The 22,105-nt window shown below is 70.9% G+C and carries 19 protein-coding genes; 10 read left to right on the top strand and 9 right to left on the bottom strand.

Translation table 11 applies throughout. The features are described from left to right. Positions 1-231 precede the first annotated feature (231 nt). The 7 genes from leuA to ACFWGD_RS06510 all read left to right on the top strand — a co-directional run bounded on the left by leuA (position 232) and on the right by ACFWGD_RS06510 (position 9,109). Complete coding sequence (leuA, locus tag ACFWGD_RS06540; RefSeq protein ID WP_377777805.1) at positions 232-2,055, top strand: 2-isopropylmalate synthase; 1,824 nt, start codon at positions 232-234, stop codon at positions 2,053-2,055. Next, positions 2,056-3,120 (top strand): DNA polymerase III subunit epsilon, encoded by a 1,065-nt coding sequence (locus ACFWGD_RS06535; RefSeq protein ID WP_377777804.1) that lies wholly within the window; start codon positions 2,056-2,058, stop codon positions 3,118-3,120. A gap of 934 nt (positions 3,121-4,054) precedes the next feature. After that, entirely contained in the window at positions 4,055-5,386 is a 1,332-nt protein-coding gene (locus ACFWGD_RS06530) for a MurT ligase domain-containing protein (RefSeq protein ID WP_377777803.1), read from the top strand. Continuing rightward, positions 5,379-6,209, top strand: coding sequence for a type 1 glutamine amidotransferase (locus ACFWGD_RS06525; protein WP_377777802.1), 831 nt, complete (start codon positions 5,379-5,381; stop codon positions 6,207-6,209). The genes ACFWGD_RS06530 and ACFWGD_RS06525 overlap by 8 nt, the downstream gene beginning before the upstream one ends. Before the next feature lie 115 nt (positions 6,210-6,324). Next, positions 6,325-7,428, top strand: a complete 1,104-nt coding sequence (locus ACFWGD_RS06520) for a DUF418 domain-containing protein (protein WP_377777800.1) — start codon at positions 6,325-6,327, stop codon at positions 7,426-7,428. Between the two features lie 9 nt (positions 7,429-7,437). Continuing rightward, positions 7,438-8,148 (top strand): LysE/ArgO family amino acid transporter, encoded by a 711-nt coding sequence (locus tag ACFWGD_RS06515; RefSeq protein ID WP_377777798.1) that lies wholly within the window; start codon positions 7,438-7,440, stop codon positions 8,146-8,148. 148 nt (positions 8,149-8,296) lie between these two features. Next, a complete protein-coding gene (locus ACFWGD_RS06510; protein WP_377777797.1) occupies positions 8,297-9,109 on the top strand; it encodes a GntR family transcriptional regulator in 813 nt (270 codons plus the stop codon). An 88-nt stretch (positions 9,110-9,197) separates the two neighbouring features. Here ACFWGD_RS06510 and ACFWGD_RS06505 read toward each other — a convergent pair whose 3' ends face one another. Further along, a complete protein-coding gene (locus tag ACFWGD_RS06505) occupies positions 9,198-9,650 on the bottom strand; it encodes a PTS glucose transporter subunit IIA (RefSeq protein WP_377777796.1) in 453 nt (150 codons plus the stop codon). After that, on the bottom strand, positions 9,647-9,883 hold the full coding sequence (locus ACFWGD_RS06500; RefSeq protein WP_377777795.1) for a PTS transporter subunit EIIB: 237 nt from the start codon (positions 9,881-9,883) through the stop codon (positions 9,647-9,649). Before ACFWGD_RS06500 ends, ACFWGD_RS06505 begins: the two co-directional genes overlap by 4 nt. A 249-nt stretch (positions 9,884-10,132) precedes the next feature. On the opposite strand from ACFWGD_RS06500, the gene ACFWGD_RS06495 reads away from it, so the two are divergent. Genes ACFWGD_RS06495 through nagB form a run of 3 tightly spaced genes read left to right on the top strand, consistent with a single transcriptional unit; the run spans position 10,133 to position 13,554 of the window. Further along, positions 10,133-11,470: a PTS transporter subunit EIIC gene (locus ACFWGD_RS06495; protein ID WP_377777794.1), complete on the top strand. Its 1,338-nt coding sequence runs from the start codon at positions 10,133-10,135 to the stop codon at positions 11,468-11,470. A 4-nt stretch (positions 11,471-11,474) separates the two neighbouring features. Beyond that, a complete protein-coding gene (locus ACFWGD_RS06490; RefSeq protein ID WP_377777793.1) occupies positions 11,475-12,785 on the top strand; it encodes an amidohydrolase family protein in 1,311 nt (436 codons plus the stop codon). A 1-nt stretch (position 12,786) separates the two neighbouring features. Next, complete coding sequence (gene nagB / locus ACFWGD_RS06485; protein WP_377777792.1) at positions 12,787-13,554, top strand: glucosamine-6-phosphate deaminase; 768 nt, start codon at positions 12,787-12,789, stop codon at positions 13,552-13,554. A gap of 405 nt (positions 13,555-13,959) precedes the next feature. Here the strand turns inward: nagB and recR are convergent, their stop codons facing one another. From recR to ACFWGD_RS06450, 7 genes are all read right to left on the bottom strand, one after another. Next, complete coding sequence (recR, locus tag ACFWGD_RS06480; RefSeq protein ID WP_377777791.1) at positions 13,960-14,646, bottom strand: recombination mediator RecR; 687 nt, start codon at positions 14,644-14,646, stop codon at positions 13,960-13,962. Between the two features lie 15 nt (positions 14,647-14,661). Further along, on the bottom strand, positions 14,662-14,991 hold the full coding sequence (locus tag ACFWGD_RS06475; protein ID WP_377777790.1) for a YbaB/EbfC family nucleoid-associated protein: 330 nt from the start codon (positions 14,989-14,991) through the stop codon (positions 14,662-14,664). Between the two features lie 224 nt (positions 14,992-15,215). Then, positions 15,216-18,620 carry a DNA polymerase III subunit gamma and tau gene (locus ACFWGD_RS06470; protein WP_377777789.1) on the bottom strand — a complete coding sequence of 1,135 codons (3,405 nt, stop codon included), beginning with the start codon at positions 18,618-18,620 and terminating at the stop codon, positions 15,216-15,218. A 50-nt stretch (positions 18,621-18,670) separates the two neighbouring features. Next, positions 18,671-19,159: a hypothetical protein gene (locus ACFWGD_RS06465; RefSeq protein WP_377777788.1), complete on the bottom strand. Its 489-nt coding sequence runs from the start codon at positions 19,157-19,159 to the stop codon at positions 18,671-18,673. After that, positions 19,156-20,043 (bottom strand): DUF692 family multinuclear iron-containing protein, encoded by an 888-nt coding sequence (locus ACFWGD_RS06460; RefSeq protein ID WP_377777786.1) that lies wholly within the window; start codon positions 20,041-20,043, stop codon positions 19,156-19,158. The genes ACFWGD_RS06465 and ACFWGD_RS06460 overlap by 4 nt, the downstream gene beginning before the upstream one ends. Further along, positions 20,040-21,092, bottom strand: coding sequence for a TIGR04222 domain-containing membrane protein (locus ACFWGD_RS06455; protein WP_377777785.1), 1,053 nt, complete (start codon positions 21,090-21,092; stop codon positions 20,040-20,042). The genes ACFWGD_RS06460 and ACFWGD_RS06455 overlap by 4 nt, the downstream gene beginning before the upstream one ends. Positions 21,093-21,195: 103 nt before the next feature. Next, the gene (locus ACFWGD_RS06450) at positions 21,196-22,098 is read right to left on the bottom strand and encodes a suppressor of fused domain protein (protein WP_377777784.1); all 903 of its coding nucleotides are present in this window, start codon (positions 22,096-22,098) and stop codon (positions 21,196-21,198) included. Positions 22,099-22,105 lie beyond the last annotated feature (7 nt).

Raw genomic sequence — 22,105 nt, 5'->3', positions numbered from 1 at the left:
CTGCATCACATGCAGCGCGCACTCCTCCTTCTGTGCCGCGGCGGGGCTCGACTCTAAAGGACCGGCTCCCCGTCGCGGGTATTTTCACGTGCCGGCCAGCTGACCTTCACACAACCCCACACCAGCGAAACGCCCACCCCGGCAACCGCCACGCGACAGGCCCCCGGCCACCGCGGACAGGCGCAACCGGCACGGCAACGGGCACCGCACCGAAAGGTAGAGTCGAACCCCATGTCCCCCACTGACGCCTTCATCTCCGCCCCCTCCCGCATCACCACCCCCGACGGTGACATCCCCGCGGGACAGGCCCCCTGGAACAAGCAGCGCAACTCGGCCATGCCGACGACCCGCTACCAGCCCTACGACGTAGAGGTGCAGGACTTCCAGCTGCCCGACCGCACCTGGCCGGACAAGCGCATCACCACCGCACCCCAGTGGTGCGCCGTCGACCTGCGCGACGGCAACCAGGCGCTGATCGACCCCATGAGCCCCGAGCGCAAGCGCCGCATGTTCGAGCTGCTGGTCCAGATGGGCTACAAGGAAATCGAGGTCGGCTTCCCCTCGGCGTCGCAGACCGACTTCGACTTCGTCCGCGAGATCATCGAGCAGGACATGATCCCCGACGACGTCACCATCCAGGTGCTGGTCCAGGCCCGCGAGCACCTGATCCGCCGCACCTTCGAGGCATGCGAGGGCGCGAAGAACGTCATCGTGCACTTCTACAACTCCACCTCGATCCTGCAGCGCGACGTCGTGTTCCGGAAGGACAAGGAGGCGATCAAGAAGATCGCCACCGACGCCGCCGAGCTGATCAAGACCATCGCCGCCGACTACACCGGCACCAACTGGCGCTGGGAATACTCCCCCGAGTCCTTCACCGGCACCGAGGTCGAGTACGCCAAGGAGGTCTGCGACGCCGTCACCGCCGTCATGCAGCCCACCCCGGACAACCCGATGATCCTGAACCTGCCGTCGACGGTCGAGATGATCACCCCGAACGTCTACGCCGACTCCATCGAGTGGATGCACCGCAACCTGGAGCGCCGCGACTCCGTCATCCTGTCGCTGCACCCCCACAACGACCGCGGCACCGGCGTAGCCACCGCCGAGCTGGGCTACCTGGCCGGCGCCGACCGCATCGAAGGCTGCCTGTTCGGCAACGGCGAGCGCACCGGCAACGTCTGCCTGGTCACCCTGGGCCTGAACATGATGACGCAGGGCGTCGACCCCCAGATCGACTTCGGCGACATCGACCAGATCCGCCGCACCGTCGAGTACTGCAACCAGCTGCGCGTTCCCGAGCGCCACCCCTACGGCGGCGACCTGGTGTTCACCGCGTTCTCCGGCTCCCATCAGGACGCCGTGAACAAGGGCCTGGACGCCATGGCCGAGAAGATCCGCCCCGGCGCCGACGTGAAGAAGCTGACCGACGACGAACTGCGCGCCGCCACCTGGGAGGTCCCGTACCTGCCCATCGACCCGAAGGACGTCGGCCGCTCCTACGAGGCCGTCATCCGCGTCAACTCGCAGTCCGGCAAGGGCGGCGTGGCGTACATCATGAAGTCCGACCACGGCCTGAGCCTGCCGCGGTCCATGCAGGTCGACTTCTCCTCCGTAGTGCAGGCCGTCACCGACACCGAGGGCGGCGAGGTCAACTCCAAGGCGATGTGGGACATCTTCGCCGGCGAGTACCTGGACCGCGAGGCCCCGGTCGAGCAGATCGCCCTGACCGTCGACGCCCCGCAGGTCGAATCCGACGACACGAAGGTGCAGGCCCGCGTGGTGTACAAGGGCTCCGAGCAGGTCGTCTCCGGCCACGGCAACGGCCCGCTGGCCGCCTACGCCAACGCGCTGGAACAGCTGGGCATCAACGTCGAGGTGCAGGAGTACAACCAGCACGCTCGCACCGCCGGCGACGACGCCGAGGCCGCCGCGTACGTCCTGGCCGACGTCAACGGCCTGAAGGTCTGGGGCTGCGGCATCGCCGGCTCCATCACGTACGCGTCGCTGAAGGCCGTCACCTCGGCCGTCAACCGCGCGCTGGCCGAGGCGTAGATGGACCAGTCGCCCTTCGTCGCGGCGGTGGTGAAGTCCACGGGAATCCACCCGAAGTCCGCGCGCATGGTGTCGCTGGGGTTGGCCACGTTTTCGGCCGACGGCGAGATCACGCGCACGTGGCACGGCGTGTTCACCATCGGCGAGGATCCCGGCCCGGTGCACCTGCACGGCCTGGAGCCGGATGATCTCGAGGGCGCCCCGCGGTTCGGCACGGTGCTGGGCACGGTCGGCGAGTTTCTCGACGGCCGCGCGCTGATCACCCATGATCTCCCCCGCACGTGGGGGTTCATCGTGGAGGAGGCCAAGCGCGCCCGCCGCCACGCCAACCGCGCGAACCGGGGCCGCCGCGGCCGCGGTCGCGGCCGCGTCCGCGCCGGCCGCATCCCCGCCCCGGAGACGGTGACGGACACCCTGGTCACCGCCCGCCGCCAGGCCATCGAGCTGCCCGACACCCGCCTGCGCGGCGTCGCCCGCGCCTACGGGCTGGACGCGCCGTCGCCGGTGGCCAGCGTCGACAACATCGGCATCCCCGAGCGCGACCGCACCATGGAGGACGTCGAGCTGCTCGTCGACCTGTGGCGCGCACAGCGCGATCGTGGCGAGGGCGACCGCGCACAGCCCAACCACGCACAGCCCAACCACGGGGAGGGCGAAGAGGGTGCGGATGGGACGTCGTCAAGCATCTTCGCCACCTGGCCCACCGACGACCTGCGCGCCGACCACGTCGGCCTGCAGCGATCCGGCGTCCGCGTCGACGCGATGGAGGCGCCGCGGCCCGCCGCCAACCCCGGCAAGTACCGGCCCGGCGGCGCGCTGAAGCCGGGCATGGAGTTCGCCATCGCGCCCGAGCTGACCTCGCCCGCCGACGACATCATCGGCGCCGGCGTGAAGGCCGGGCTGGCGTACTCCGAGAAGGTCACGCGCGAGACGTCCGTGCTCGTGTGCAACCGGCCCGCCGACGTCACGCCCGAGGAGCTCGTGGGCAAGGCCATGCACGCCCACCGCAAGGAGATTCCTCTGGTCAGCGACGTCGCGTTCTTGCGCCTTCTCGACGAGATGTAGGCGGGCGGGGGCGGGCCGCTTTACGACGCCCACGTCCCCGCCCTTCGCCCCACCCGCCCCTGGCGCCCCACAGCTCGCCGGCGGGAGCGCCGGCCCGCAGCTCGGGCCCCGCAACTGACCTGCCGGCGCCCCAAATGGACGCCAGGCGCGGACGTTATTCGCTCAGCGCAGCCACACGATTTTCCGTCCTGGGGTTATAACGACGTTCACCCGGCGTTTGGCTGCGTAGTGCAAATTCGACACCTCCACGCCGACCGCGACCGCCCGGATCGGAGGCGGGCGGGCCCGAATCTGGGGCGATTCGATGCTGTCCGGGCGGCGACCGGCCATATCGGCTGCGGGCGGGCCCCGAAACCGGGGCGATTCGGTGCTGACGGTGGGTGCGCGGCACGCAGCGAGGCGAGCGAGCTGGGTTCGCGCTGCCTTACGACGCCCGCGTCTCCGCCCTTCGCCCCACCCGCCACTGGCGCCCCACAGCTCACCCGCGGGAGCGCCGGCCGACAGCTCGGGCCCCACAACTGGGCTGTCGGCGCCCCGAATCCGACGCCAGGCGCGGGCGTTATTCGCCCAGCGCAGCCACACGATTTTCCACCCTGGGGTTATAACGACGTTCACCCGGCCAGTGGCTGCATTCGTCGGCTTCGGCACCTCCACGCCAGCCGACAACGGCCCGATCCGAGGCGGGCGGACCCGAAACCGGGGCAAATCGATGCTGGCCGGGCCGACATCGGCCGGATCGGAGGCGGGCGGGCCCGAAACCAGGCCAAATCAATGCTGGCCGGCCGATGCCGGCCACCTCCCGCGGCGGGCACCACCGGTCCGGGCGGGGGCGTCTGGGGCGAACGCGGCGTCGTAAAGCCAATCGGCCCGGAAGTTACCTCGCGTTAACGGCGCGGACGCCGGCCCCCGCCCGCCGAGGGCCTAGAATGCCCCCATGACCAAGAGCAGCAAATCCCGCCGCATGAGCCTCCGGTCGCGGATCGCGACGACGGCGGCCACAGCGGCGACGTGGGCATCGCGGCGCACCGGCCGCGGCTCCGGCGGCATGATCGGCGGGCTGATCGCCCAGAAGCTCGACCCCCATATCCTGGGGCAACTGGGCGGGGGGCGGCCGGCGGCGATCATCACGGGCACCAACGGCAAGTCGACGACCACCCGGATGCTGGCGGCGGCGATGCGCGCGGCCGGCGACGCGGTGGCCACCAACGAGGGCGGCGACAACATGGACGCGGGCGTCATTTCCGCGCTGATGGCGTCGCCGGATGCGGACACGCTGGTCCTGGAGGTCGACGAGCTCCACGTCGCGCACATTTCCGCGGACCTGAAGCCGCGGGTGCTGGTGCTGCTGAACCTGTCGCGGGATCAGCTGGATCGGGTGGGGGAGATCAACAAGATCGAGCGGTCGCTGCGCGATGCGGTGAACGCGAATCCGCAGGCCACGGTCGTCGCGAACTGCGATGATCCGCTGATCGCCTCGGCAGCGTGGGACGCGAAGAACGTCGTGTGGGTCTCGGCCGGCGGCGGTTGGACCAATGATGCGACGAGTTGCCCGCGCACGGGCGGGCCGATCATCCGGGATGGCGATGATTGGTACGCGGTGAAGGAGCTTCCGGGTGGCGGTGCTTTTCGACGTCCCCAAGCGGCCTGGGCCATTTCCCCCGACGGAATTTCCACGCCGTATGGCACGACGGTCCCGCTGGATCTGACGCTGCCGGGCGACGCGAACCGCGGCAATGCCACGCTGGCGACGGCCGCCGCGATGGAGCTCGGCGCGGAGGCGACCGTCGCGGCGACCGCCACGGAGGGCGTGGACAACGTCGCCGGCCGCTACTCGACCATGAAGGTCGGCGACCACGAGGTGCGCATGCTGCTGGCGAAGAATCCCGCCGGCTGGCAGGAGGCGCTGTCGATGGTCGATCGCGACGCCGATGGCGTGGTCATCGCGGTCAACGGGCACGTCGCCGACGGCGAGGACCTGTCGTGGCTGTGGGACGTGGTGTTCGAGAACTTCGGCGGGCTGTCGGTGAAGGCGTCCGGCGAGCGCGGCACGGATCTGGCGGTGCGCCTGCTCTACGCGGGCATCGAGCATGAGCTGCTGCATGATCCGCTGGAGGCCATCGCCGCGTGCCCGCCGGGCCGCGTCGAGGTGCTGGCGAACTACACGGCATTCCGCGATCTGAAGAAGGCCATCGAGCGAGGCGCCGGCTCCAACGCCGCCGCCACCGGCACGGCCGCCGCGAAGGACGAGCGAGGCACCAATGACTGACCTGAACATCGGCCTGATCCTCCCCGACGTGCTGGGCACGTACGGCGACGACGGCAACGCCCTGGTGCTGCGCGAGCGCGCCCGCCGCCGTGGCCTCGACGCCACGGTCACGCCCATCCGGCTGGGCGAGGCGGTGCCGGAGGGCCTGGACATCTACACCATCGGCGGTGGCGAAGACGTCGCGCAGACCATCGCCGTCGAGCACCTGGGCAACGACGGCGGCCTGGCGCGCGCCGCCGCCGCGGGCCGCCCGATCCTGGCCATTTGCGCCGGGTTCCAGGTCCTCGGCGAGTCGTTCCGCGCGGGCGGCAAGGAGGTGGCGGGCCTGGGGTTGATCGATTGCACCACGACGTCGCTGCCGGTCCGGGCCATCGGCGAGATCCGCACGGCCCCGCTTTCCGACGACCTCTCCTCCCCCCTCACCGGCTTCGAGAACCACATGGGCTGCACGACGCTGGGAGCGGACGCCCGCCCGCTGGGCCGCGTCATCCGCGGCGTGGGCAACGAGGGCCCCGAGCGCCAGCCCGAGCCGGGGCGCGCGCCGAATCCGGTGCGTGCGGCGGATGGGGGGAAGGTGGGCGTCGTCAAGCAGACCGCGGCCGAAACCCCCACCGGCGGTGCCGAGGGCGCGGTGCAGGGCAGCGTCGTGGCGACGTACCTGCACGGGCCGGCGCTGGCGCGCAACCCGGAGCTGGCGGACCTGCTGCTGGCGCGGGCGATGGGCGTCGACGTCGCGTCGCTCGAGCCGCTCGAGCTGCCGGTGATCGACCGCCTGCGCGCCGAGCGCATCGCGTCGAAGCCGCGGCCGAAGAGCGAGCGGTAGGGGGAGTTCGCAGCTCGTAGTGGGGCCGGGTCATACCAGCGTATGACCCGGCCTTCGCCGTGAAATCCGCCCCGGGTCCGATGATCCGGCGGCGCCGCGGCGGTGGAATGGGGGCATGAGCAAAACACCCGTGGGCCGCATCGGCTCCCTCGACGCGATCCGTGGCCTGGCGCTGTGCGGCATCGCCTTCGTCAATGTCCCGGCGATCTGGACCCTGCAGATCGATCCCGACCTCGGCCCGAATCACGTGCGCGATCTGCTGGACATGTTCGTGCAGCAGCGGTTCTTCCCCATCTTCTCGCTGCTGTTCGGCATCGGTTTCGGCCTGATGTGGGCGTCGGCGCGCACGCGGGCCGCACGTCCGCGCGTGGTCATGCTGCGCCGCTTCGCGTTCCTCTTCGTCCTCGGCGTCGGCCATTGGCTCCTCCAGCCGGGCGAGGCGCTGACGCCGTACGCGGTGTGCGCGATGCTGGTGCTGCTGCCCGCGACGTTCCTGCCCATCCGCGTGCTGCCGCCGGTGGCCGCGGTCGCCGGCGGGCTGCTGCTGGGCGTGGCGCTGGCGCTGGACGGCGGCATCATCACCATTCCGGGCCTGTTCCTGCTGGGCTTCGCGCTGGCGCTTTACGACGTCCCCCGCATCCTCGACGGCAACGCCACCCTGAATGCGATCATCCTGGTCATCGCCGCGCCGCTGGCGTCGGTCGCCCTGTGGTGGCAGAACCTGGACCCGATGGCCGCCGGTTTCTCGGCGTCGAGCGCGGTGGCCGGCGCGTTGCTGGCCGTGACGTACATGGCGCTGCTGGGGTTCCTCATGTCCACGCCGCTGCGCCCGGCCGTGCTGGCGGTGTTCGCCCCGATGGGCCGGATGTCGCTGACCAACTACATCGGCGCGACGCTGCTGTTCTGGGCGGTCAAGGACGCGCTGCCGCTGTTCGGGGTGGCCGATGATTCGGCGGCGTCGTGGTCGGCGGCGATGGCCGTGGTCGCGGGCATCCTGGCCGCGCAGTGGATGTTCTCCGTCGCATGGTTGGGCCTGTTCCGCCAGGGGCCGCTGGAGTGGCTGTGGCGCACGGCGACGTGGGCGGGAGCGGCGCCGACCGCGGCGCAGCCCACCGCGGCGAACTCGGCTGAGCAGGCACCGGGCGAGCGGGTGCCGGCGCGGGACCAACAGTCGCCCGATGAGCAGGCCCCGGACGAGCGGGTGCCGGCGGGGGGCTAAGATTCCGGGGTGCAATCGATCATTCCCGGCTTCCTGGTGTCGATCTCGCTGATCGCGGCAATCGGCGCCCAGAACGCCATGGTGCTGCGCCACGGCATCGCCCGCAGCCACGTCGCCGCCGTCGCGCTATTCTGCATCGTCTCCGATGCGATCCTCATGTCGCTGGGCACCGCCGGATTCGGCGCCGCGCTCCAGGCCAATCCCCGCGTGCTCACGGCGGTGACGCTGCTGGGCATCGCGTTCCTGGTGGTCTACGGGCTGATGTCGCTGCGGTCGGCGTGGAAGTCCACGAGGAAATCCACACAGAAATCCACGCAGAAGTCCACGCCTAAGCCGGAGGGCGGGCCGGTGGAGGGGCCGTCGCAAAGCAGCGCCAGCGACGGCACCACCGAAAGCGACGCCCTGCACCCGACCGGGAGCGTGGCCACGACGCTGGCCGGCGCGATCGCGGGCATCGCCGCGGTGACGTGGCTGAACCCGCACGCGTACCTGGACACGGTCGTGCTCGTCGGGTCGGTGGCGGCGTCCTACGGCGAGCAGCGGTGGTGGTTCACGCTCGGCGCGGTGATCGCGTCGGCGGTGTGGTTCGGGACGCTCGCCATCGGCGCGCGGGCGTTCAGCCGGCGCCTGGCCAGGCCCGCCACGTGGACGATCATCGATGTTCTGACCGGACTGGTCATGATAGGCATCGCCATCAAGCTGGCCGTCGGCCTCGCATGAGTGAAGGTCACCGCACCGCCAGAACCCCCGCTACGCTGGGCAAGTGACCTTTTCCCGCCCCACTGCGTAACCGACGACACATGATAATGAGACGCAGCCCTCACCTTCCGCCGCGCCACTTGTCATGACCAGTCGTACAATGGGAACCATGAACTCTCCCGCCGATCCAGCCACGGCGCGCGGTTCGGCGGACGCACCCGACGACGCCGCCTCCTCCGAACAGCGCACCCTCGCGCTCCTGGCCCGCCACAGCATCGAGCACGGGCCGACGCCCAAGCACGCGCAGCTCAAGGCGATTCTCACGGAGGTCTGCCACGACGACCTCGAGCCGGGCGATTCCCTGCCCAGCGAGCGGATCCTCGAAGAGGTCTTCGGCGTCAGCCGCATCACCGTCCGCCGCGCCATCGGGGACATGGTCGCCGACGGCACCGTGGAGAGCTTCCGCGGCAAGGGCACGTTCGTCGCCCACCGGCCGCTGCGCTCCGACCTGCACCTGGCCAGCTTCACCGCCGAGATGAAGCAGAAGGGCGCCGAGCCCTCGGCGATGATCCTGGTCTCGGAGACCGCCCAGCCGCCGGCGTCGGTCGCCGAGTTCCTCGGCGACGGCCCGCACCTGCACCTGGCGCGCGTGCGCATGGGCGATGGCCTGCCGTACTCCGTCGACGATGCCTGGTACAGCGCCACGCACGCCCCCGGCCTGCTGGAGAAGTCGGTGCACAAGTCGGTGTATTCCATCCTCGCGTCGGACTACAACCTGCCCATCGACGAGGCCGAGCAGGTCTGCACCGCCGCGGCCGCCACCGCCGACGTCGGCCGCGCGCTGGGCATCGACCCCGGCCAGCCGGTTCTGCGGATCCGCCGCATGTCCTTCAGCCATGGCCGCCCCGTGGAGCTGTGCACCTCCACCTACCGCCCCGACCGCTACACGCTGCGCATGCACCTGCGCGACGGCGGCAGGTAGACCTTCGCCCCCGCTTTACGACGGCCACCCCGCACCCACGGCAACGCCCCGGCGGGGGTGCGCCGGGGCGTCGTAAAGCATCGTTGAATCAGGCTAGGAACAGTGCATCCCCCGTGGTGACGGCCGTGCCGGGCTCGAGGAGATCGCCGACGTCCTCGGCGACGGACTCCATGACCACCACCGGGCAAATGGGATCGTGGCCGGCGGCGCGGATGGCCGCGACATCGGCGGTGATGAGCACGTCGCCGACCTCCACGCGATCCTTCTTCGCGCCGAGGACCGTGAAGCCCTCCCCCTTCATGCCGACGGTGTCTATGCCCACGTGCACCAGCACGCCGCGGCCCTCCGGCGTCATGATGACCAGCGCATGCGGCATGATCCGCATGATCTTGCCCGCCACCGGCGCCGCGACGTCGATGACCTCCTCCCCCGAGGGCACCACGGCCAGGCCCGCGCCGACCATGCCCGAGGCGAAGACCTCGTCGGGCACGTCCGCCAGCGCGGCGACCTCGCCGTCGATGGGCGAACAGACCGCGGTCACAGCAGATCCCCGATGTCTTCGGCGATCAGCTCCGCCTCGGGGCCGACGACGACCTGGACGACGACACCCGAACCGATGACACCCATCGCGCCCGCGCGGGTCAGCACGTCCTTGTCCACCAGCGACGGGTCGTTGACCACGGTGCGCAGGCGGGTGATGCAGCCCTCGATTTCGTCGATGTTGTTCGCGCCGCCGAGCCCGGCGACGATCTCTTCGATGTTGATCCTGGCCATGATGTTCCTCCTGGGATATCGGCGGACCTTCCCGGCGGTCGGGGTGCGGGGCGCCTGCGGCGCCCGCGGCCCACGCGGCTTTCGTGCGTCACCGCCCACGGTACCGACCCGGGCGGGGCAATTGTGGAAAATGTGACAAAGTTGTCATGGTTGGTCATGACCAGTGCGATACACTGGCGGATGAATGCAACACCGCACGGATCGCCGGCGCAGCGCATGGTCGGCGGCCCCCGAGTGAAAGGGACGCCAATGTCCTCCACCGACACGCAGCCGAAGAAGAAGTCGGCCGCCATGAAGAACCTGCAGAAACTGGGCCGCAGCCTGATGCTGCCCATCGCGGTCCTGCCCGCCGCGGCGCTGCTGCTGCGCCTGGGCCAGGACGACATGCTGGGCCGCTGGGAAAACATCACGGTGCTCAACTGGCTCGCCGCGATCTTCGCGGCCGGCGGCGGGGCGCTGTTCGACAACCTGCCCCTGCTCTTCGCCGTCGGCGTGGCCATCGGCTGGGCGAAGAAGGCCGACGGCTCCACCGCACTGGCCGCCGTCGTCGGCTACCTGGTGCTCACCGGCGTGTTCAAGGCCCTGTCGCCGATGGTGCTGGAAGGCGAGGTCGACCAGAACGGCGACCAGCTGATGATCAACTACGGCGTCCTCGCCGGCCTGATCATGGGCCTGGTCGCGGCGATGCTGTGGCAGCGCTACCACCGCAAGCGCCTGCCGGAGTACCTCGGCTTCTTCAACGGCCGGCGCTTCGTGCCCATCGTGGTCGGCTTCGCCGCCGTGGTCATCGCCATCCCGATGGTGCTGGTCTACCCGTGGTTCAACCAGGGCCTGACCTGGTTCGGCGACATGATCTCCGAGAACACCGTCGGCGGCGGCTTCGTGTACGGCACGGTCAACCGACTGCTCATCCCGATCGGCCTGCACCACCTGCTCAACTTCGTGCCGTGGTTCATGCTCGGCTCCTTCGAGGGCGACGCCGGCGTCGTCCACGGCGACATCGCGCGCTTCCTGGCCGGCGACCCGACCGCGGGCGCGTTCATGACCGGCTTCTTCCCCATCATGATGTTCGCCCTGCCGGCGGCCGCCCTGGCGATGTACCACACCGCCCGCCCGGCGCAGCGCAAGGTGACCGGCGGCGCGATGGTCTCGCTGGCCCTGACGGCGTTCCTCACCGGCATCACCGAGCCGCTGGAGTTCGCGTTCATGTTCCTGGCCTGGCCGCTGTACGTCACCCACGCGGTGCTGACCGGCTCCTCGCTGGCCGTGATGAACCTCGTCGGCGCCCGTGACGGCTTCGGCTTCTCCGCCGGCGCGATCGACTTCCTGCTCAACCTCGGCATCGCCGAGAAGCCGTGGGCGATCGTGGTCGCGGGCCTGGTCTACGCGGTGATCTACTACGTGATCTTCCGCGTGATGATCGTCAAGCTCGACCTGAAGACCCCGGGCCGCGACCCCGAGCAGGATCCGGTCGTCCCGGAGGCGGACACCCGCGTCACGCAGGCCGCCGCCGACCGCGCGGTCGTCGTCGAGCGCGACGCCAACCCGGACGCCACCCCGGACACGAACGAGCCGGAAAAGAAGTAGCGCAATGACCCCGCTTTACGACGGCCACGTCATCGGCCGAGCGGTCACCCCACAAGGGGTACTGCCCGACACCTTCGTGGCGTGGTCCGGTGGCGTGATCACCGAGGTGCGCCCCGCCGCACCCGGAGATGGGGGTGCGGGGGCGGGCGGCGGGACGTCGTCAAGCGATGCCCGTGACACGGGCCCGCTGATCCTGCCGGGCCTGGCCGACGTGCACAACCACGGCGCGCTGGGGCATGGCTTCCCCGGCGCCGATGCCGAGGGGTGCGCCGCCGCGGCCGCCCATCACCGCAGGTGGGGGACGACGACGCTGCTGGCATCGACCGTCTCCGCACTGCCGGACGACCTCGCGCGGCAGGTGGCCGTGCTCGCCGACGTCGCCGACGACGGGCACATCGACGGCATTCATCTGGAGGGGCCGTTCATCAACGCCTGCCGCTGCGGCGCCCAGGATCCCCGCGCCATCGTGCCCGGCGATCCGGCGGCCCTGGAGAAGATCCTCGACGCCGGCCGCGGCCACGTCCGCGCCATCACCCTGGCGCCGGAGACCGAGCGGCTCGGCGACCTTCTGCGCGTGTGCGCCGAGCGCGGCCTCGTAGCCTCCTTCGGACACACCGACGCCGGCTTCGACGCCACGGCCCGGGCCATCGGCGACGCCGCCGACCTGGGGCTGACCGTGACGGCGACTCACCTGTTCAACGCCATGCCGCCGGTCCACCACCGCGAGCCCGGCGCCGCCGGCGCGCTGCTGGCCGCCGCCGCCCGCGGCGAGGCGATCGTCGAGCTCATCGCCGACGGCGTCCACCTCGCCGACTCCATGGTCGACCTGGTCATGGCCACCACCGGCGCCGCCGGCATCACGCTGGTCTCCGACGCCATGGCCGCCGCCGGCATGCCCGACGGCGACTACGTCCTGGGCACGCTGCCCGTCGTCGTGCGGGGCGGGGTCGCGCGGCTGAAAGTGGAGGGCGGTGCCGGAAGCGCCGCCGAAACCGACGCCTCCACCAGCGCCGATACCGATACCGCCGCCAGCGCCCCGGAGCCCCTCGGCGCCATCGCCGGCGGCACCTCCACCATCCACGACCAGGTCATGCGCATGCTCGCCCGCGGCATCGACCCCACCGCCATCGCCCACATGGCCGCCACGACCGGGGCAGCAATAGCGGGGTTCGGCGATCGGGGTGAGGTGGCCGTCGGAAAGCGAGCCGACCTCCTGCTTTGCGACGACACCCCCCAACCCGGCCCCGCCCCCCGCAACGGAGGCGCGCCGACCCCGCCGACCGTGATCATCGGCGGCACGCGAAAGGAACGCTGACGTGGAAATCATCATCCTGGACAATGCCGACGACGTCGGGCTGCTCGCCGCCGACGTCCTCGCCCGCTACGCCGAGCGAGGCGCGACCCTCGGCCTGGCCACCGGGTCCACCCCCGTCGGGGCGTACCGCGAGCTCGTGCGGCGGCACCGTGAGGAGGGCCTGTCGTTCGCGCAGTGCCGCGCGTTCCTGCTCGACGAATACATCGGCCTGCAGCCCGACCACCCGCAGAGCTACCACGCCACCATCCGGCGCGAGCTGACCTCGCACATCGACATCGAGGACACCCTCGTGCAGTCGCCCAACGGCCTCGACCCGCGGCACGCGTCCGAATACGACCGCGCGATCACCGCGGCCGGCGGCATCGACGTCCAGCTGCTGGGCGTGGGCACCGACGGGCACATCGGGTTCAACGAGCCCGGGAGTTCGCTGGCGTCGTGCACCCGCGTGAAAACCCTGCACCCGCGCACGATTTCGGACAACGCCCGGTTCTTCGACTCCATCGACGACGTCCCCCACCACGTGGTGACCCAGGGGCTCGCGACCATCGGCCGGGCGCGGCACCTGCTGCTGCTGGCGACCGGCGCCGCGAAGGCCGAGGCCGTCGCCGCACTGTGCGAGGGCCCCGTCTCCGCCCTGTGCCCCGCGTCCGTGCTGCAGTATCACCCGCACGCCACCGTCATCGTCGACGCCGCGGCCGCGTCGAAGCTGGAGAACGCCGAGTACTACCGCTACGCCTACGACAACAAGCCGGAGTGGCAGGAGATTTAGCGGCGGGGCGGTGGTGAGCGCGGTCGGCGGGGCTCCCCCGCCTCGATTCGACGCAGATACCTACGTTTACGCCAGATACTCACGTTCAAACGTAGGTATCTGGCCGAAACGTAGGTATCTCCAGCGCAGATCTGGCGGTCGACGCGGTGAGGTCGGTAGCAGCACGGGCGCCGGCTACACGAGGCTGGCGGCGGCGCGGCGAGGCTCCCCCGGCCCCGCCCACAGATAGACGCCCAGTGAACAAATAGACGTGGTTGACCGCCTCTTTCTGTTCACTGGGCGTCTTTCTGGCTTCGGCCAGGGCGCGTCCGGCTGGGGTCGCGCCGCCCCGCGCGGCCAGCGACGGCGAGGCAGGCGGCCGGGAGCGCGCGGCCGAAACCGGGTGCCGCCCCTCGCCGGCCCCGCCTAAATCGCCAGGCGGCCGGTCAAGGCGCGCGACAAGGTGAGCTCGTCGACGTACTCGAGGTCGCCACCCAGCGGCATGCCCGACGCCAACCGCGTCACCGACAGGCCGGGGAAATCCCGCAGCAGCCGCGCCAGATACGTCGACGTCGCCTCACCCTCGGTGTTCGGGTCGGTCGCGATGATCACCTCGGTGATCTCCGGCGCCGGCAGATTCCCGTCGTCGTCGATGACGCCATTGGGCGTCTCCTCGCCGGGGGTGGAACCGGGCGGACCGGGGACGTCGTCAAGCACGCCGCCGATGCGCTGCAAGAGGGTGCGAATGTTGAGCTCGTTGGGCCCGATGCCGCCCAGCGGGTCCAGCGCCCCGCCGAGCACGTGGTAGCGGCCCTCGAATTCGCCGGTGCGCTCGATGGCCTGGATGTCGCGGGCTTCCTCGACGACGCAGATCAGCCCGCGATCGCGGCGGCCGTCGGCGCAATAGCGGCACACCTCGTCGGCGGAGATGTTGCCGCAGACGCGGCAGAAGTGGACGCCGTCGCGCACCCGCGCCAGCGCCGACTGGAGGCGGTCGACGTCCTCCGGCTCCACCTTGAGCAGGTGGAAGGCGATGCGTTGCGCGCTTTTCGGCCCGATGCCGGGCAGGCGCGCGAACTCATCGATGAGATCTTGAAGAGGTCCTTCGAACAATTCGGTGCGCCGGTCCTAGAAGCCGAGGCCGTCGCCGCCGAGCGCGCCGAAGCCCTCCTGCAGCGGGCCCATCTTCTCCTGCGCGAGGTTCTGCACCTTCGTGGTGGCGTCCTGGAACGCGCCGAGGATGAGGTCCTGCAGCCCGTCGACGTCCTCGGGGTCGACGGCCTTCGGGTCGAGGGCGATGTCGGTGACCTCGCCGGAGCCGCGCATGGTCAGCTTGACCAGGCCGTTTCCGGCTTCGCCGACGACGGAGGAGGCGACGATCTCGGCCTGCGCGGCTTCGAGCTGCGCCTGCATCTGCTGGGCCTGGGCGAGGATGGCGTTCATGTCGGGCTGGCTCATGTCTTTTCCTTTTCGGGGTCGATTCGGGGTCGGTTCGGGGCCGGACCGGTCGCGTTCGTCCGGGCGGGCGTTGCTCGCCCACGTCGCCGCCGATTGTAGCGGCGAGCGCGGATCGGCCAGGGCAGGCGCGGGCCGTTTTCGAACGCGTTCGCGCTGGGCGAATGCGGGCGGCTGCTTGACGACGCCCCGCCTCCACGCCATCCGCCCTCCCCTCCGGGCGCGGCCTACAGCGGTTTGGCGCCGAGCTCCTTGGCCAGCAGTTCCATCACGACTTCCTTTTGGTCGCGGTGGTCGAGCTGGCCGGGGGTGCGGGCGGCGTCGAGGAGCTCGCGCTCTTCGTCGTCGAGGCCGTCTTCCTGCGCGGCGGGTGCGGCGGCGGATCCAGCAGCGGCGGGTGCAGCGGGCGCCGGCCCGGAATTCACAGGCGCGGTGTTCGCCGGCGCCGGGTTCGACGGTGCGCCATAGCCTCCGGCCTGCTGATTCTGCTGCTGGTTCTGCTGCGGGGGCGCAGAGTTCGACGGTGCCGAGTACTGCTGCGCTCCGCCGGGGCCGCCCTGGTTGCCGGGGCCGCCCTGATTGCCGCCGAAGCTCGGCGGCGTACCGTAGCCGTCATCGGGGTAGTCGCCGAAGTCGGGTTCGGGCGGCGGGGGCACGTCGTCGTAGGGCTCGGGAGGAAGCGGAATGTCGTCGTGACGGCGCTTGACCACCGTCTGCGTCCCCGGCGCGGGCGGCGGCGGGACGTACTTCTTCTTCGCGCCGTCGACCGGCTGCTCGTGACGCTGCTCCTGATTCTGAGCAGCGTTGCGAGCCGCGGCGAGCGCATCCGAGACGCCGCCTGCTCCCGGCTGAGCAGTGGCGCCGCCCTGCTGTCCACCCGGCCCATCGGCCTGCGCGCCGTCGCCGCCGCCGTTGCGCTGGGCGGCTTCCTGAGCGCGGCGGCGCTCCTCGAGGATGCGTCGATAAGCGGGAATCGGACGCCCCGAATCAGCCTGCTGCGGCTGAGGCTGGGACGCCGACTGCTCCTGGGGCGCCGACTGCGGCTGCGACTGTGAAGCCTGCTCGGCGGCCTGCTCGCGGGCCTGTTCCTGAGCCTGCTCGCGCGCGTCGACGCGCTGCTCGGCCTCGGCGGCGGGCATGTCGGTTACGGGGGCCTCGGCATCAGGAGTCGAGTGGCCGCCCGTCATTCCCGCAGGTGAATGACCTTCGTTGGACTGATCAACGGTTGGCTCAGCCCGATCATTCGGAGTTCCCGCGGATTCAGGAGCCGGTTTCGCGCCCTCCGAACCCTCGGCGGCGGGCGCCTGATGCTGGCGCGCCCGCGCACCCGAACGCTCCCCGGTCGCGCGCGGCGACGTGCCGACGACGCACCGCACCTCCACCTCAATGCCCTCCACACGCTGCACCGCGGCACCGAGCGCCGCGGTATTCGCGGGATCGTTGAGACGGTTCGCCAGCGCACCGGTGTGATGCCCGATGGTGAGCACGCCACCGTCGAGCTCGACCGGCACCGCCTGCGCCGCCATGACGCGCACGGGCACGTTGTTCTCACCCGCGTACTCGACGACCTGCGGCCACGCTTCGCGCAGGGACGCCAGGTGATCGCTTGACGACGACTCCTCCTCAACCCCTTCGCCCTCGCCCGCCGGCTGCTCCGTGGACTGCTCCGGCCGGGGCTCGGCGGTCTGCGCGGGCTGTTCGGCGGGCTGCACGGGCTCGGTGGGCTGTTCGGGCTGCGCAGGCTGTTCGGCCTGGTCAGACTGGTCAGACTGCTCGGGCGCCACCGAACCGGCGTCGCCCTCGGCGGCGCGGGTTGCGGCTTCGCGTTCCTTGGCCAGGCGCTCGCGCTCGGCGCGCTCATGTTCGCGCGCCTGCTCCTGCATGCGACGGGAGATCTCGCGCATCTCGCGGGCCTTGCGGGCCTGCTCCTCCTGATCGGGAACCTCGGCCCCTCCGGATGCAGGCTGGGCCGGCGCCGACTCAGCCTCAGCCGAAGGCGCGGAGTGCTGCTGCTCGGCCGGCTGCCCGATCGGCTGCTCCGTCGGATGCTTGGGCTGGGACGCCGGCGCGGAAGACTGCTGCGGCTGAACGTCCTGCTGCGGCGAGGTTTCCGGCTGCGGAGTCTCGGACTGCTGGACCGGCTGATGCGGCTGCGGCTGCTGGGTCTGCTGCGGAGCCTGCTGCGTCTGCGCGGCCTGAGGATTCTGCGATTGCCTGGCCATTCGCGCACGCTGCAGCGGCGACAGATTGGCGTCATCGGCCCCACCGAATCCACCGGCGCCACCGGTAGGAGCGGCATGTTGCGGCTTGGCCTGGTTCGGCGCCTGCTGATTCTGGGCCTGGTTCTGGGCCGGCGCCTGATTCGGCGCCTGCTGATTCGGTGCCTGATTCTGGGCGCCCCTTGCGGCACCACCTGCGGCACCGTCAGCGGCAGCACCAACACCGCCACCACCAGCAACAACGCCACCGCGCTCGAGCGCCTCAATGCGCTGGATCAACGACTCCACCGACTGCTCCGAGGCCGGCAGCAGCATCCGCGCGCACAGCACCTCGAGCAACAACCGCGGCGACGTCGCCCCGGACATGTCCGGCAGACCCCGCTGCAGAACGTCGGCGAATCGCGTCAACGTCCCCGTCGGCACCGCCGTCGCCTGCTCACGCATCGCCTCCACGCGATCCTCCGGAGCATCGACAAGCCCCTCCTCCATTGCCTTCGGCACCGCCGCAATGACCAGCAGATCACGCACCCGGCCGAGCAAATCCTCCGCGAACCTCTTCGGATCCTGCCCCGACCGCACCACGCGATCCACGCACCCGAACAAAGCCGCACGATCGGCGGACTGGAGCGCCGCCATGGCGTCGTCAAGCAGCCCCTGATCACTCACGCCCAGCAGCCCCGCCGCCAGCTCATGCGTCACGCCATCGGGCCCGGCACCGGACAACAGCTGATCCATCACCGACAGCGAATCGCGCGGCGACCCGCCACCGGCACGGATGACCAGCGGATACACGTCATCGGCGACCGGCACATGCTCCTCGGCGACGATCTGCTGCAGCAGGCCCTTCATCAAATTCGGGGGCAACAGCCGGAAAGGATAATGATGCGTGCGAGACCGGATGGTGGTCAGCATGTCATCCGGCTCGGTCGTCGCGAACACGAAAATGAGGTGCTCCGGCGGCTCCTCCACGATCTTCAGCAGCGCATTGAAGCCCTGCTTCGTGATCATGTGCGCCTCATCGATGATCAGCACCCGATACCGCGACTCCGCCGGCGCATACATCGCCTTTTCCCGCAGGTCGCGCATGTCGTCGACGCCATTGTGCGACGCCGCGTCGAGCTCCATCACGTCCAGGTTGCCCGTGCCGCCCGGCCCCAGCGCCACGCACGACGCGCACTTCCCGCACGGCGTCGCCGTCGGCCCCTCCACGCAATTGAGGCTGCGCGCCAAAATGCGCGCCGACGACGTCTTGCCGCAACCGCGCGGACCCGAGAACAGGTACGCGTGGTTGATCCGGTCCGGTTCCCCGTCCGCTCCCCGCGATTCCAGGGCCGCGGACAGGGGGTCGGTCACGTGCCGCTGCCCCACCACCTGGGCAAACGTCGCTGGACGATACTTCCTGTACAGAGCCACGCGCCCAGCCTACCGGCCACCCCGGATCGCGCACCGGCCGCGTTCGAACATCACCGCCCGCCGAAACGCCGCCGCTCGCCGATGCGGATCATCCACCGGCCGCCCTGGCGCAGCACCCTCGCCCGCGACGGCCCCGCCGCCCGATCCCGCAGCACCAGCAGCTCGTCGACCACGGCCAGGGGCATGGCCATCCGCGAGCACAGGTGGGCCGACAGCGCCGCCGCCTCCCCGAGCGTCTCGGCACCATCGCCGCCACCGACACCGTCAATCCACGCCAGGTACTCCGCGGTCAACGTGCTTCCCGACGCCGCCACCGCATCGGCCAGCAGCGGCGCCCGGTGCGCGATCGCGCCCGCCCGCTTGATCCTCAGCTGTCTGCGCGACCACGCCACCTGCCCCGCATCGAGCGCGGGCCCCGGGACCTCGCCGAGCGCGTCACCTGCGGCTTTCTCGCTTGACGACGCCACCGCCCTCGCCACCGCCGCCTGCCTCCCCGCCAGCCGATCGTGATCCGGCCGGGGCTCCCCGCCGCCGGTCATGGGGCGGGCCGAGGGGGTTGGACGCGGTCGTCGTCAAGCGCGGACGCGACCGCGGACAACTCGGCGAGCATGACCTCGCGCGAGGGGTAGGAACCATCGCGCTCGATCATCGTCGGCGGCGCCGGGCGGCCGGCGGCGCGGCACCGGTCGGCGAGGACCGACAACAGCGCCAGGACCTGCGGAGGGACGGGATCGACGTGCGAATCGACGTAGCGGCCGGCGCGCATGTGGCCGCCCGCGACGTGGACGTAGGCGATGGGCTCGACGGGGAAGCGCCCGAGCTCGGCGAGGGGGTCCGCGCCGCGATTGACCGCGTTGGCGTAGACGTTGGCGACGTCGAGGACCAGGCCCGCGCCCGTCGCGTCGCAGACCTCGGCGGCGAAATCGCCCTCGGCCATCGTCGACTCCGGCCAATCGAGCATGGCCGAAACATGCTCCAGCGCCACCGGCACCGGGATGCGATCGGCGACCGCGCGGTAATTGCGCGCGATGACCCGGACCTGCTCCGGCGTCTGCGGCGGCGCCACCAGATGCCCGACGTCGACGCCGCCGGCCCTGGTGAACGCGATGTGCTCGCTGGCCAGCGGCGACCCCAGCGCCTCGGCGGCACGGGCGAGGATCGAAGGGTCGCCGACGTCGGCCGGATCCGCCGACGCCAGCGACAAGCGCAGCCCGTGGGGGACGACCGCCGCGCCGCGGTCGATGAGATCGGCCAGCGGCGGCGGGATGGTGGCGGCGGGAGTGTCCGTGGGGTTGGCTTCGTGCGTTTCGTCGTGTGGGAAGAGTGAGTCGGCGACGACCTCGGTCCACGCCGGCGACGCCACCGCGATGGCCGCCGCCGTGCCCGGGCGCCACGCGATGGTTGGACCGGCCAGGCCCGTCATGAGCCGCACCCGCCGCAGCCGCCACCGCCGCCGCAGGAACCACCGCCACCGCCGCAGCCGTAGGTGGAGCCGCCGTCGCCGCCGGAGAACGGCGAGGTCCACATCATCGTCGAATACGTCTGCGCCAGCACCGGCGACACCATCGCCGTCGCCGCCAGTCCGCCGATGGCGACGAGCATCAGGCCCTGCGCCCGATCCGGGAGCATGGCCACCGTGTCGCCGAGGCGCGCGGCCTCGCCATCCAGGACGGCCCGCACCGCGCGACCCTCGGGCGTCAGTTCTGGGTCCACGTTCTTGGGGGTGCGGCGGGACATCACCACGCAGAAAACGACGATGACCATGGTCACCAGCAGCGCCACCATGAACCCGTACGGCCGGTAACTGTTGGCGGCGATGACCGTGCGCACGATGTTGACCAGCATGAACACCGCGAACGCGGCCAGCGCGATGGCGGAATGCGGCCGGATCCGATTCCGGCGCACGAGCCCGCCGTCGACGAGCTCCGCGCGAATCGCCCCGATGTCGCGGTTGACCGCGCGACGGGCCCGCTTGTTGATCGCCCCTCTCCCCCGCGACGCCTCCAACAACGTCACCGCCAGCGGACTCAGGCCATGCGACGGCCCCGCCGCGCCCGGCGCCCACGCACCCGCACCGCGTTTGACCTCGGACGCGAGGGCGATCTTCCTGTTGGACGCCTGCAGCACCGGCACCGCCCCGGCCACCGCCAGTTCGGCGAAGGCGAGATCCGTCACGCGCCTCGGCCCGCCGCACAGGTACGCGACGTACGCCGGCGCCATCGACGCCGCGATCCTCGATGCGCGGCCGCCATCTCGGTTCCAACCCCGGCCGTGCGGCTCCCCCGAGCCTCCCGACATCTCTGCCGCGGCATCCCGCACGGCACGCGCCGCGACGTATCCATCCCGGGCATCGGCGATCCACCACACCAGCAATCCCACGCAGAACAGGCCGCTGATCAGCATCAACCAGGTCGGCCCGTCGATTCCCCACAGGGGGTACGTGTGCAGCAGCAGATACTCGAGCCGGCTCATCGCGCACACGTTCCGTTCATGCGCGAAATCTTATTCACCCGCTCCCCGCCGCGCCACAGACGCGCGCCCCGGGAATCCACGCCCTCGGCCGCATCTCCCGGTTTTACTTGACGACGGACCCGCGCCCCAGATCACGCATGTCCGCATCCGCGGCGGCGAGCAGCTGCATCAGCGACTCGACGCCGTGGGCATCGGCATGCGCGTACTCCTCGTCGGTGATCGGCAGCAGCTGCGTCACCGTGGTCAGGCGCGCACCTCCGGAGGTGGCGTCGGGGAAACCGGCGGTGTCCTCGTGGAGGGAGATCTTGCCGGGCTCCTCCGTGATCGTCGGCACGCCATCCGGCCAGACGTAGGGCACGACGCACAGCAGGTGCGGCGTCGTCGAGCCCGAGCCATCGAAGGCGTCGCCAAGTCCCACGCGGACGGCCTCCGGGATCACCGACCCCGGCGTCGGCCGCGCCGCTTCCGGATCATCGGCGACCAGCGCCGCGGCACCCGACACGATGAGCGCCATCGCGGAATCACCGATCGCGTCACCTGCGGCGCCAGCAGCGCCCGCATCGCCGCCGTCGATCGAATCCGGGTAGGCGACCAGGAAGATCTCGACGCGGACGTCATCACCGTTCGGCGTCCGCAGCCCCAGGTCGACGCGCCCGAAATTCACCGTGAACGCGGCGATCTCGCGGCGCGGCGCAGCAGGATCGGCGCCAGCGGAACCGGAACCGGCCGAGCCAGATCCGGCAGAACCAGAGCCGACCGAGCCAGACCCGACCGAATTTTCCGCCACGGCGAACACGGCGCCGCCGTCCTCGCCGCCATCCGCCACGTCGGGGATGGCTTCGGGGTCGAGGGGGTCGTCGTAAAGCGAAAACTCGGCGACCTTGACCGGGATGCCCGGCCGCGACTTCACCCTGCGACGTCCCGGCAGCCGGGCCCCGCGCACCGCGATGCGCACCGCCCCGGGGAAGAGGCGGCGCGCCCAAAAAGACGTCTCGCGAAGATCCACGAAGCTC

The sequence above is a fragment of the Corynebacterium sp. NPDC060344 genome (assembly GCF_042725215.1).
Classification (GTDB): Bacteria; Actinomycetota; Actinomycetes; order Mycobacteriales; family Mycobacteriaceae; genus Corynebacterium.
The sequence above is the reverse complement of the archived record's forward strand: the minus strand, read 5'-3'. Positions and strand labels throughout refer to the sequence as shown.